This window comes from Rhodohalobacter sp., assembly GCF_034521535.1.
Taxonomy (GTDB): domain Bacteria; phylum Bacteroidota; class Rhodothermia; order Balneolales; family Balneolaceae; genus Rhodohalobacter.
Genome location: NZ_JAXHMF010000002.1, coordinates 261,325 through 273,969 on the forward strand (window position 1 = coordinate 261,325; position 12,645 = coordinate 273,969).

Annotated in this window: 8 protein-coding genes, 2 tRNA genes and 2 rRNA genes; 3 read left to right on the forward strand and 9 right to left on the reverse strand. The window is 45.0% G+C overall.

What is annotated here, in order from left to right; translation table 11 throughout:
* Positions 1–202: 202 nt before the first annotated feature.
* The 4 genes from U5K35_RS03410 to U5K35_RS03425 all read right to left on the reverse strand — a co-directional run bounded on the left by U5K35_RS03410 (position 203) and on the right by U5K35_RS03425 (position 4,548).
* Positions 203–967, reverse strand: a complete 765-nt coding sequence (locus U5K35_RS03410) for an SDR family NAD(P)-dependent oxidoreductase (RefSeq protein ID WP_322570076.1) — start codon at positions 965–967, stop codon at positions 203–205.
* Positions 968–1,003: 36 nt separating this feature from the next.
* Positions 1,004–2,011: a universal stress protein gene (locus U5K35_RS03415; protein ID WP_322570077.1), complete on the reverse strand. Its 1,008-nt coding sequence runs from the start codon at positions 2,009–2,011 to the stop codon at positions 1,004–1,006.
* A 136-nt stretch (positions 2,012–2,147) separates the two neighbouring features.
* Positions 2,148–3,284, reverse strand: a complete 1,137-nt coding sequence (locus tag U5K35_RS03420; RefSeq protein ID WP_322570078.1) for a DUF368 domain-containing protein — start codon at positions 3,282–3,284, stop codon at positions 2,148–2,150.
* 22 nt (positions 3,285–3,306) lie between these two features.
* Entirely contained in the window at positions 3,307–4,548 is a 1,242-nt protein-coding gene (locus U5K35_RS03425) for an MFS transporter (RefSeq protein ID WP_322570079.1), read from the reverse strand.
* A 140-nt stretch (positions 4,549–4,688) separates the two neighbouring features.
* Here U5K35_RS03425 and nth point away from each other — a divergent pair, with 140 nt between their 5' ends.
* On the forward strand, positions 4,689–5,408 hold the full coding sequence (gene nth / locus U5K35_RS03430) for an endonuclease III (protein ID WP_416221576.1): 720 nt from the start codon (positions 4,689–4,691) through the stop codon (positions 5,406–5,408).
* A complete protein-coding gene (amrB, locus tag U5K35_RS03435; RefSeq protein WP_322570081.1) occupies positions 5,401–6,630 on the forward strand; it encodes an AmmeMemoRadiSam system protein B in 1,230 nt (409 codons plus the stop codon). Before nth ends, amrB begins: the two co-directional genes overlap by 8 nt.
* A 4-nt stretch (positions 6,631–6,634) precedes the next feature.
* Here amrB and U5K35_RS03440 read toward each other — a convergent pair whose 3' ends face one another.
* Complete coding sequence (locus U5K35_RS03440) at positions 6,635–7,363, reverse strand: polyprenol monophosphomannose synthase (protein ID WP_322570082.1); 729 nt, start codon at positions 7,361–7,363, stop codon at positions 6,635–6,637.
* 121 nt (positions 7,364–7,484) lie between these two features.
* Here U5K35_RS03440 and tgt point away from each other — a divergent pair, with 121 nt between their 5' ends.
* Positions 7,485–8,612, forward strand: coding sequence for a tRNA guanosine(34) transglycosylase Tgt (tgt, locus tag U5K35_RS03445; RefSeq protein ID WP_322570083.1), 1,128 nt, complete (start codon positions 7,485–7,487; stop codon positions 8,610–8,612).
* Between the two features lie 101 nt (positions 8,613–8,713).
* Here tgt and rrf read toward each other — a convergent pair.
* The 4 genes from rrf to U5K35_RS03465 form a co-directional block, all read right to left on the reverse strand.
* A 5S ribosomal RNA gene (gene rrf, locus U5K35_RS03450) occupies positions 8,714–8,822 on the reverse strand.
* Between the two features lie 117 nt (positions 8,823–8,939).
* A 23S ribosomal RNA gene (locus U5K35_RS03455) occupies positions 8,940–11,845 on the reverse strand.
* 425 nt (positions 11,846–12,270) lie between these two features.
* Positions 12,271–12,344, reverse strand: a tRNA-Ala gene (locus U5K35_RS03460).
* Between the two features lie 89 nt (positions 12,345–12,433).
* Positions 12,434–12,507, reverse strand: a tRNA-Ile gene (locus U5K35_RS03465).
* Positions 12,508–12,645 lie beyond the last annotated feature (138 nt).

The following is a 12,645-nucleotide window of genomic DNA, read 5'->3' on the forward strand; positions in this document are numbered from 1 at the left end:
TTATGGTTAATGAACGGGTGCTCCTACGAAAAACTTTTTATAAAGTTTCAATATCTCCCATCATTTTTACTAAAAAAGAATGTGGCTATTTGCAGACAAAATCAAGACTTATTGCTAAATTATTTAAAAATTTACTCAATAAAAAAGGCCAACCGTTTTAAAGCGATTGGCCTGCATAAGCTTATATTTTATCAGGTCTCCGTTAGGTTGTTAAACCTCCGTCTATTACATACTGAGCACCTGTGATGAACTTGCTGTCGTCAGATGCCAAAAAAAGAGCGAGATCTGCGATTTCCTCGTTATTGGCGTAACGCCCCAAAGGTATCATCTGCTCAAAACCTTTTTTTGCCTCTTCACCGCCACCGGGCGCAAACCCCTCTTCCAAAGAGCGCATCATTCTATTGTCTACAGGGCTTGGGTGAATCGTATTGACCCTAACCTTGTCGGCCGCACCTTCCAACGCTCCCACCTTCATAGCGCCTATTGTAGCGTGTTTACTGGTAACGTAAGCACTTACGTTAGGGGTGCCCTGCAAGCCGGCAACGGATGAAGTAATCATAATGCTGCCACCTCCGTTTTTCTTCATGTGAGGAAACGCATGTTTCATGCCAAGCCATACCCCTTTAACATTCACATTCATTACCTTATCAAAGATTTCTTCAGGGTATTCCTCGATTGGTTTTACAACCCCTTCAATCCCCGCATTCAGAAATAGCACATCAATCTTTTTAAAAAGCTCAATTGCTTTATCCGTGTACTTTTTCACGTCATCGTTTTTTGTAACGTCCGCAGATATATAGTGAACTTTATCACTGTCAATTTCTGCGGTAGCTTCTTTTAAAGCGTCCTCACTCAGGTCAACCAATAAAATTCCGGCTGCTCCTTCTTCGAGCATCTTTTTGGCAGTTGCCAAACCAATACCCCCGGCTCCGCCGGTAATTACAACGCTCTTGTTTTTTAGTCTCATGTTTCCCTCCCCGGATAAATCTCTTTATTATTACTGTTAAGCTTCTTCGAAATCCTTCTCATCCGGACGAACCGTGATAACCGGTTTCGACACATATTGAGCAACTTTCTCAGCTGTTGAACCAAGAATCAGATGAGCAAATCCACTCCGGCCATGAGTTGCCATCATAACGAGATCAGCATTCTCAGAAGCGTAGTTTTCAATCTCGTAATGAGCAGAAACTCCCTTCTCAATTTTCGTAAACAGAGGAATGGTACGGCTCTGATCGCCATCCGTTATTACGACTTCGTCTTCGAACGTTACACCGGTTCTTTGTACGTGAACATTATCAATTTTTCTTTTCGTGAGGTAATTATTTAATCGCTCGATAATCGCCTCATAAATTGAGATCGACTCTCCTTTTTCCGGTGATCTCGGGATTTCCTCAGAAATACTTCCGTAGAGTTCTATGACATGAAATAGTGTTATGCTCGCCCCAAAGGAGTCGGCAAGAGCTGCAGCCATCGGAAACGACGCTAGTGAAAGCTCGGATGTATCTGTGGTTACCGCAATATTCTTAACTTTATCTATATTGAATCGGTCACCAACTGAGAATACCGGAATTTTAGACCGCCGGATCACTCGTTCCGTCACGCTTCCGCGAAGCATTTTTGTTTCATGCGCACCTTTGGCACCGATCAATATCAAATCGTGCCCGTTCTTTTTAGCATAATCTACAATCGCCTCAGAAGGCCGGCGATCAATCTTCACGATGTTCTCACCACGATTCTCCTCAGCTATATACGATGACATCGCCTTCTCAATTTTCTTCTCCGCCTCTTCAATAACCCGGGGATATATATCCTTATTCATATCGAGAGGAACACCCAGTCGTTTTATACTTTCATTTAAGTACTTAAGTGTTGGCACGACGTGAATAAAATCGATCTTGCCTCCAAATTTCTTGGCAATTTTTTGCGCAACAGCATACGCTCCCTCTGCTCCTTTTGAGAAGTCTGTTGGTACCAGAATTTTATTGAATGTAATCATGATTTTAGCTTTCATTTGATATTAGAATTCATATACTTTTTCAAATCGGTGAAAACCTTCTGACACCTTAAAACGTAGTCGATAGCCTCTACTTTAATTTTGAAGATTCTCGTCTATTAAGCAAGAAATATTTAGCTTATCTGAAAATATTTCAACTATTTGGAGACCTTTTTCGCAGGAAGGCGATTCCTATTATCAATAAGAATCCAAGGCCCATGCCGGTCAACCCCTGTGCCAGGTTTACCTCGCGTTCTGTCTCATAATTTTCTTTGGTGGGAAAGTAGGGTTTACTTGAAATTAATTTCCTGGAAACGGATTCCACTTCAACCATTCGCTCGCCACTGTCCGCCTCTACCTCTTCCCCAAGCCGTTGATACTCCGGCTTATTTGGAGTTTCATCTCGTTCCTTCAAATCAGTAACCAGCCGGTGGTCAGGCGGTAACATTTCAGTACTTCTCACAGTCTCCTCATATTCACGATCTTGATAGGGCCATATCACATAAAGCGAACCGATTAGAAAGCCAATCAGAATAAGAAGAGTTATTGAGTAGTAGCGGTTTAACAACCAGGACAGCACTCTGGAAAAAAGTATCAGTCCAGTAGCGGCTCCAATCACAAACGGTAATATGTTTATCAGCGCCTGACCTGTTTCGGCCGAGCCAATAGCCCCCAGCTGACTTAGTATGTAATCATATTTTCTGAAAATCAATAATATGTAGGAGCCTGATATACCGGGTAAAATCATTGCGCAAATCGCAACCGCACCACTTATAAATACATACCAGAAAGTCTCAGGAGTTTCGGTCGGCACCAGTGTAACCACCCAAAACCCAATTGCAGATCCAATCAACAGGGGTAACAGCGCTTTTATATTTCGATGTTCTTTGTCCAGTTCTGCAATCAAAAGAAACACAGACCCCAAAATCAATCCAAAAAATAGGCCGTAAACAAGTTCAGGATGCGTAAACATGTAAACCTGCAGTGGTACAACTCGCGTAAAAAAGATGATCGCCAGGATAATTCCGGTAAAGAGCAGAAGCAGAAACTTCCAGTGAAAATGCTCAAATACCTTATTGAATCTTAACTTCAAAAGATGTTTTGCAACCTTGCTGTCAACACTTTTGATCGCAAAAATCAACCGGTGGTAAATTCCTGTAATTAAAGCTAAAGTACCGCCGCTAACGCCGGGCACAATATCAGCCGAGCCCATTAAAAACCCCTTAATAATCAGATAAGGCGATTCTTTCCAATCTGTCTTATCACGATTTTCACTTTTTGTTTTACTCAACTATCTAACCTTTAATTGTTTTTTAGTCTATTACAGCATATTCACTTACTGAATCATCATTGTAGTATTTCATCGCTTTAATTAAAAAGAGTGATGCCCCTAAAGATGAAACCGCAATAACCGTCATCATGGAGTGTGAAACTGCCAGCGGCCCAGAAAATACAAAATCTATCAACCAACCCGTTAAGGGCGGTCCGACTCCAAAACCGGCAACGCTTATTACAAAGAGATACAACCCCCCTGCAAGTGCACGCTTTCGGGATGGAACAAAATATTGAATAATTGCTGCGGCAACCCCATTATATGATGAGGCAAACAACACACCAATTCCCATAAATAGAAACGCCATTTCGGGAGTGTCTGCATAGAGCCCTAAGGCATAAAATGGGACACCTCCCAAAGCCGCAAATACACCCATATAATAGCGCCTTTCCGGTTTAATCTGAGCCAATTTATCTGCAATTTTTCCCGATAGGATAACCATAACTCCAACACCAAACATAAACCAACCGTAAAGTGGAATCAGGTCCGGCCTTTGGTGAATATCATTAAAAACATTTCCAATAAACGCAAGAATGGTATATCCCATACAAGCCAAAAAAGAGAACCCCAGCAGATGAAAAACAACTGATTTTTTTGATAGAAGCGTCCTCAAATCAGTAACAATATTTACTTCGCCACTATCAGCTTTTTTTGTTTTATCCGGTTCCCGGACTAAAAACCAGGTTAGTGGTGCCAGTATCAGACCGGGCACTCCAACTACGATCATTGCCACTTTCCAATCGTACTGCAAAGAGACTGTACCGCCAACCAAAAATGACAAACCGACTCCTATAAAAATCCCGCTCGCATAAATAGAAAAAACCGTAGCTCTATGTTTGGGAGAAAAGGCATCCGCCAGGTAAGAGTATACTGCCGGGCTTAGCATCGCCTGACTCAATCCAACAAATATCCGTGCTGTAACCAAAAAAGCAAAAGAAGCCGCGAAACCACTCAATACCGTCATTAAACTCCAGATAAACAGCCCGGTACATATCATCAATTTTCTGGATGTTTTATCGGCAATGCGCCCCATTGGAATTCCGGCCAGGGCATAGACAAACGAAAACGCCGGTCCGTAAAGCAAGCCTATCTGGAAATTGCTTAATTCCAGAGAGTCCCGTATTTGGGTACCCAAAACAGCAACAATCTGGCGATCCACAAAGCTTAAAATGTAGATAAGAGTAAATAAGAGTACTGTACCGTAAGCTGCGTACTTCTTCATTTCAGGGGTTCGATTATTATTGATGGGCAAGTTTACGAATTCGATTCCCGAATATGAAGTATTCGCCAATAGTTAATCTAGTAAACGATGTTGATAAAAATTTTATTTAAATAGCTACATTCATATGTTGAGTGCAATTAATGTCAATTTCAAACAAACGATTTAAAGTGGCAAAACTTCCAAAGAAGACAAAAAAACAGAAAGAGCTCGCGGAAAATATTTTGGAAGAACTTTATGAATACTATCCAAATCCGGTATGTGAATTAAACCACAGAAACCCTTTTGAGTTGTTAATTGCAACAATACTCAGTGCGCAGTGCACGGATGTTCGTGTAAATAAAGTTACACCGGCACTTTTCGAAGCTTATCCTACTCCGGAAGCCATGGCCGAAGCCCCGCTCGAAGAATTGGAAGAACTGGTTCGTACAACAGGCTTTTATCGTAATAAGGCTAAATCTTTAAAGGAGTCTTCCCAAACTATTGTGGAGGAGTTTGATGGCGAAGTACCTGACACCATGAAAGATTTACTAAAACTAAGAGGAGCCGCTCGTAAAACAGCGAATGTAGTTCTTGGAAACGCCTTCAACAAAAATGTTGGAGTAGTTGTAGACACACATGTGAAGAGGCTTTCCAACCGGTTTGGGCTTACAAAGGAGAAAAAGAATACCAATAAGATCGAGAAAGACCTGATGGCGCTTTTCCCTCAGGAGCATTGGACAAACCTATCACACCTGATGATTCATCATGGAAGGAATGCCTGTAAAGCCCGTATTTCGGAACCGCCGGATCATCCTATCTGTATTAAGTACGGTAAAAAATGTGAATGCTGGAAAATGAGAGGCCAGAACAAAAATGAATGACACTCTTCTTTTTGATTCATTGACATCTCCCATTCCGGGTATTCGGCCGGATTTAAATATTATACCTATTAAAGATGATGGGAGAGATCTGCTTTACTTCCATGACGTGATGGGCTACGCTTCACCTAATTTCGCACTCGACAGTCAGGTTGAAACTGTACTCTCTTTAATCAATAATAGAACATCAGTAAAGGAAATCTGTAAGCTTTCCAATGGAAATATTTCAACAGATGAACTTCTTGAATTCATCCAGCTGCTTGATCAAAACCGGATATTATTTACCAAGCATTTCAAACTTTTTTCAAACAAAATTGAAAAGCAGTTTGAGAAGGGTTCTGTCCGAAATCCGGTTTTGGCCGGGCGAAGTTATCCGGAAAATTCCGATCAGTTGGATGAGTATATGACAACCCTTTTTGAGAACACAAAACCTTCATTGTTGCATGACGCCAAAGCGTTGTACGCACCTCATATTGAGCTAAGTGTAGGGCAACATCAATATGCAGAAGCATTTTCCCACTTAGGCAGTCTAAAGCCAAAACGGGTAGTGATTTTAGCCACAAGCCATTATGCTGGATACTTTCCGGATATTTACGATGGAAAACCTTTTATAGCAACCAATAAAGATTTCAAACTGCCCCATCGTTTAATTGAAACGGATCGGGATTATATAAATCGACTAAGTAACAGTGATTCAGACATTGGAATCACCTTGACAGACAGGGCTCACAGAATTGAGCATAGCATAGAAACTCATCTCCTGTTTGCCTCTCATTTTTGGAAACATGATTTTCAGATCGTCCCAATTCTAATCGGTTCATTTGATGAGATACTCTATCACAATTCAGGTGATTTGGCAGGTAAAATAGATCGATTCACAGATCAGCTTAAGACGTTGGACGATGAAGGTACATTCTACTTAATCAGCGGTGATTTATCACACGTTGGAAAAAAGTTTGGTGATCGGACCAACGCGGATTTAATGAGAGATAAAGTTCAGTCTATCGATACAAATTTCCTGGACGCTTCAGTAAATATGAAATCTGATCAACTGCTTAAAAACATTGCCTCACATTACGATTCAAGCAGAATCTGTGGTTTTCCTCCGCTATATACTTTTATAAATGCTTTCGGAAATCTGAACGGTGAACAAATTAACTATCACTGGTGGGATGATACCTCAACCGAAAGCGCCGTCTCTTTCGGATCCATAATTTACCGCTGAGCAATCAGAGTTTCCCTAAAATACTTCTCAGCTTCAGGCTCCAGACTCTCCAAATTGCCTCTCTCACAATAGACTTGGACATTTTTGAAACCCCCTCTTCTCTCTCCTTAAAAATGATGGATACTTCACTCAATTTAAACCCGGCCTTCCATGCCCTGAAATGAATTTCTATCTGAAATGCATATCCGTTTGATCGGATTTTCTTCAGATCAATTGTTTCCAGAACTTTGTGGTGAATGCATTTAAAACCTGCCGTTGTATCCTTTACCGGAATACCTGTTATAATCCTGGCATATAAATTGGCACAATAGGATAGAATCAGGCGTCTCAGTGGCCAATTTACAATACTAATGCCGTTGCTATACCTGGAACCTATGGCCAGATCAGCTTTACCACTTTTGACCACCTCTACCAGTCGCGGTAAATCATTCGGGTCGTGAGAGAAATCAGCATCCATTTCGCATACATAATCATATCCATGTTCCATAGCGTATTCAAATCCTCTCACATATGCTGTTCCCAGACCTTGTTTACCCTCTCTCTCTATTATCTTAATTCGTTCGGGATATTGTTTGATTTTACCTTTAATCAAGTCAGCAGTTCCGTCAGGCGAGCCATCGTCTACGAATAGAATATCTATTTCCGGCTCTAACTTCATCACAACCTCAATCAGTCTTGAAACGTTGTGGGATTCGTTATACGTCGGAATAATGACGATCGTATTGGATTTCATTTTCTTGTATGATTTATTCGAAACAGTATTCTTAACTGTTAATACTTACCTGCGATGCTTATTTTCATTTCCCGAGAATGCTGAAAATAGCGTGTTCTAATTACAAATAATAAAAATTTCTTTGTTTACACTACATCAACAATCATCACAGACAAAAGCCAGAACAGGAACTTTAAAGACTGATCACGGAGAAATACAGACTCCAATTTTTATGCCTGTTGGCACATTGGGTACTGTTAAGGCTGTAGATCAGGATGATCTTTTAAATAAGGTGAAAGCTCAGATTATTCTGGGGAATACCTATCATCTCTACCTGAGGCCCGGAAATGAGATTATGCAGGCCGCAGGTGGCCTCCATAAATTTATGGGATGGGACAAGCCTATTCTGACTGATTCCGGTGGATACCAGATCTTTTCTCTTTCAGAGATACGTGATCTAAAAGAGAAAGGAGCAACTTTCAAGAGTCACCTGGATGGTTCTAAACATCTCTTTACGCCGGAAAATGTAGTGGAAACTCAGCGAATTCTTGGTTCAGATATCATGATGATATTGGATGAATGTCCACCTTATCCGGCTGAGCGTGATTATGTAGAAAACTCTATGAAGCTTACACATCGATGGGCTAAACGAGGCCGCGAGCATTTCTTAAAAACTAAACCTCTTTACGGTCACAATCAGCTTCAGTTTGGTATTGTTCAGGGTGGCGTACACAAAGACCTTCGTAAAGAATCATCTGAATATATGGCATCATTGGATTTTGAAGGTTTGGCTATAGGCGGGTTAAGTGTTGGTGAGCCTACAGAGTTGATGTATGAAATTACAGATTTCAATACGGATTATTTACCCAAAGATAAACCAAGGTATTTAATGGGGGTCGGTACGCCCGCCAATCTACTGCAAAATATAGCCTACGGAGTTGACATGTTTGATTGTGTGATGCCGACACGTAACGCCAGAAACGGCATGATCTTTACCCGTCACGGTAAAGTGAATGTAAGAAATGCGAAATGGAAGCATCATCACAAACCGTTCGACACTGATTTCCCTTCAGATCTTTGTCAACGCTATAATATGAGCTATATCCATCATCTTATAAAATCGAATGAGATACTTGGACTTGAACTGACATCCAAACATAACCTCACTTTCTACCTTTGGTTGATGCAGGAAGTAAAGGATAGGATCAATGATGGCACATTTGGCAGTTGGTATCAGGAGATGATGAAGACGGTAGACAGAAAAATCTAACCCAAACAAAAACCATTCGTGGTGGTTGGGGGATGTGGGGAGAGGAGTTGGGGGAATAAAAAAAGCCCGGAACGCGGAGCGTTCAGGGCTTGTAAGAAGAGATGAGGCGACGACCTACTCTACCCCATAAGGAGTACCATCGGCGCTGCGGAGCTTAACTTCCGTGTTCGGAATGGGAACGGGTGGAACCTCCGCGCTATAATCACCACATCAAAACTGTTTGTAAATGTCTGTTGACGTTGTTGGGGTAAGATGAAGAGTTTGGGGTAACCCAATCGTTTTTGCTGACTCATGCCTGATGGGGTGCAAATCTTGTGCAAACCATGCAAGGCAAAGACTGAAGAGTACTTAGTACGGCTCGGCTAAACACATTACTGTGCGTACACCTGCCGCCTATCAACCTGGTCGTCTTCCAGGACTCTTTGGGGAATACTTATCTTGGAGTGTGCTTCGCGCTTAGATGCATTCAGCGGCTTATCACATGCGCACATAGCTACCCTGCGATGCAACTGACGTCACAACAGGTACACTAGCGGTGCGTCCACTCCGGTCCTCTCGTACTAGGAGCAGCTCTCCTCAATATTCCTACGCCCACAGCAGATAGGGACCGAACTGTCTCACGACGTTCTGAACCCAGCTCGCGTACCGCTTTAATTGGCGAACAGCCAAACCCTTGGGACCTTCTCCAGCCCCAGGATGCGATGAGCCGACATCGAGGTGCCAAACCTCCCCGTCGATATGAACTCTTGGGGGAGATAAGCCTGTTATCCCCGGAGTACCTTTTATCCTTTGAGCGATGGCCCTTCCATGCGGTGCCACCGGATCACTAAACCCAACTTTCGTTCCTGCTCGGCCTGTATGCCTTACAGTCAAGCACCCTTATGCTTTTACACTCTGCGCATGATTGCCAACCATGCTGAGGGTACCTTTGGGAGCCTCCGTTACTGTTTAGGAGGCGACCGCCCCAGTCAAACTACCCACCATACAATGTCTCCGCCTTAGGCGGATTAGAATCCAGCAACTTCAAGGGCGGTATTTCAAGGGCGACTCCACAGACGCTGGCGCGCCCGCTTCACCGTCTCCCGCCTATCCTGCACATGCAGTTGCCGAAGCCAATGTAAAGTTGTAGTAAAGGTTCACGGGGTCTTTCCGTCCCGCTGCGGGTAATCGGCGTCATCACCGATACCACAATTTCACCGAGCTCGTGGCCGAGACAGTGTTCAAGTCGTTACACCATTCGTGCAGGTCGGAACTTACCCGACAAGGAATTTCGCTACCTTAGGACCGTTATAGTTACGGCCGCCGTTTACTGGGGCTTCAGTCAAGAGCTTCGCCGAAGCTAACTCCCTTCTTTAACCTTCCAGCACCGGGCAGGTGTCAGTCCCTATACGTCGCCTTGCGGCTTAGCAGAGACATGTGTTTTTGGTAAACAGTCGCTTGAACCTTTTCACTGCGCCCCCTTGCTCCCGCAAGGGGGGATCCTTCTCCCGAAGTTACGGATCGAATTTGCCTAGTTCCTTAGCCACGATTCTCTCGAGCACCTGAGGATTCTCTCCTCACCCACCTGTGTCGGTTTAAGGTACGAGCAACATCAACAAACAACGACGCTTTTCTTGGCAGCCAGATTACCTTCACTATCCGTTTGGCCGAAGCCTCCCGGTACTGTTGGGGTTCAGCCTGATGGGGTGCGGATTTGCCTGCACCCCGGCCTACTCCCTTCAACCCCGACGTTCGTCACGGGGCGGAAGTGTCACTTCTGCGTCACGCCTTTGCCTTTACATTGATGTCGGTACCGGAATATTGAACCGGTTTTCCATCGGCTTCGCCTTTCGGCTACACCTTAGGTCTCGACTAACCCTGATCCGATTAGCGTTGATCAGGAACCCTTGGGTTTTCGGTGGAGGGGTTTCTCACCCCTCTTATCGTTACTCATGCCTACAGTTTCTCTTCCAGAGGCTCCACCACACCTCACGGTGCGACTTCGACGCCGCTGGAATGCTCCCCTACCACTCTATCACAAGTGATAGAATCCATCGTTTCGGTAACCAGCTTATGCCCGCAAATTATCGACGCCGGATCGCTCGACCAGTGAGCTATTACGCACTCTTTTAAGGAATGGCTGCTTCTAAGCCAACCTCCTGGTTGTCTGGGCAATCCAACTTTCTTTATTCAACTTAGCTGGTATTTTGGGACCTTAACGGATGGTCTGGGTTGTTTCCCTCTCGCGACAGGACGTTATCACCCTGCCACTGACTGCCTGCCAACACTACACGGCATTCGGAGTTTGTCTAGGTTTGGTACCCGGTGAAGGGCCCTAGCCTAATCAGTGCTCTACCTCCATGTAGCTACACGGCAGACGCTATACCTAAATATATTTCGGGGAGTACGAGCTATTTCCGAGTTTGATTGGCCTTTCACCCCTATCCACAATTCATCCGATGGCTTTTCAACGCCAGGCGGTTCGGGCCTCCACCAGGTGTTACCCCAGCTTCACCCTGACCATGGATAGATCACTCGGTTTCGCGTCTGCCCCGCCGTACTGCTCGCCCTTATCAGACTCGCTTTCGCTTCGGCTTCTCCGCTGAGCGGATTAACCTCGCACGACAGGCGCAACTCGTAGGCTCATTATACAAAAGGCACGCCGTCATCCCGGATAAATCCAAGACTCCGACCGCTTGTAAGCGCACGGTTTCAGGTACTATTTCACTCGCCTTCTCGGCGTTCTTTTCACCTTTCCCTCACGGTACTAGTCCACTATCGGTCATACAGACGTATTTAGCCTTGGCGGATGGTGCCGCCAGATTCATGCAGGATTTCTCCGGTCCCGCACTACTCAGGATACTCACCAACCAATTCGGGCTTCACCTACAGGGCTTTCACCTTCTGTGGCGCTGCTTTCCAGACAGCCTCGATTCACCTTCCTTGGTCTTATGGTAAGTCCTACAACCCCAAAGGATGCAAGCATCCCCTGGTTTGGGCTCACTCCCGTTCGCTCGCCACTACTTGGGAAATCACTATTGTTTTCTCTTCCTAAGGGTACTTAGATGTTTCAGTTCCCCTCGTATGCCTCCCGACTAGGTCGGGATACTCCGGTAAACCGGAGTGGGTTGCCCCATTCGGACATCCGCGGATCAACGCTTCTTTGCAGCTCCCCGCAGCTTTTCGCAGCTTGGCACGTCCTTCATCGCCTCTGTATGCCTAGGCATCCACCGTACGCTCTTTTCTACTTTTTCCTTGCATGGCTTGCACAATATCTGCACAATCCACACAAAACATGAGCTCGATTATGTTACCTCGTTTGATACTTTAAATCTTAAAGAATCTTTACTCACCGGCTCCCCCCGCATCCCTGCGAGAACAGCCAGTATTTTCATCTTACCTCAATACGTCAAAGAACTCTCCCTCCCGCCAGTTGCCGGAAGAAAGCAAGAAGACTGCCGGGGCGTCGATCCCCATATCCGGTCCATCCCGAATAACTTCGGGACACCGTACATCTTAGTGTTCATTACCACAATAAAAAAAACCATCCGTGGAGCTACGGCCCCGACTCCTCGGGGGAACCCCGGACCCTCCCGATTGTACTGCATCGGGATGCTCTGGCCTTCGCCATTCCGGCAAAAGACCCATTCAACCATTCAATATCTCAACAAACTGTCCGTGGAGCTACGGGGATTCGAACCCCGGACCCCCTGCTTGCAAAGCAGGTGCTCTAGCCAGCTGAGCTATAGCCCCGACTATGCCAAGGCTTCGTCGGGCACCGCCCAACATCACCGGCCTGGCTAAATCCTCAGTGGGCCTGCCCACCAAAGCTTTAGCGACGGTGGGCTTGGCAGGAGTTGAACCTGCGACCTCACGCTTATCAGGCGTGCGCTCTAACCACCTGAGCTACAAGCCCATGTTTCAGGGACCTGACTCCTGTGGCCAGCTCGCGCCAACCACCTGATCCCGAACGCTTTCGGGACCCTCGGCAGAGCGGCGCCGCCTGCCCTTCTGCCCCGGAAGGCATCAAAGTATAGACAGATTATTGGTAAGC

Coding starts and splice junctions, on each gene's coding strand:
- U5K35_RS03410 (WP_322570076.1), bottom strand. CDS start 967: ATGAGACTAAAAAACAAGAGCGTTGTAATTACCGGCGGAGCCGGGGGT.
- U5K35_RS03415 (WP_322570077.1), bottom strand. CDS start 2,011: ATGAAAGCTAAAATCATGATTACATTCAATAAAATTCTGGTACCAACA.
- U5K35_RS03425 (WP_322570079.1), bottom strand. CDS start 4,548: ATGAAGAAGTACGCAGCTTACGGTACAGTACTCTTATTTACTCTTATC.
- nth (WP_416221576.1), top strand. CDS start 4,689: ATGTCAATTTCAAACAAACGATTTAAAGTGGCAAAACTTCCAAAGAAG.
- amrB (WP_322570081.1), top strand. CDS start 5,401: ATGAATGACACTCTTCTTTTTGATTCATTGACATCTCCCATTCCGGGT.
- U5K35_RS03440 (WP_322570082.1), bottom strand. CDS start 7,363: ATGAAATCCAATACGATCGTCATTATTCCGACGTATAACGAATCCCAC.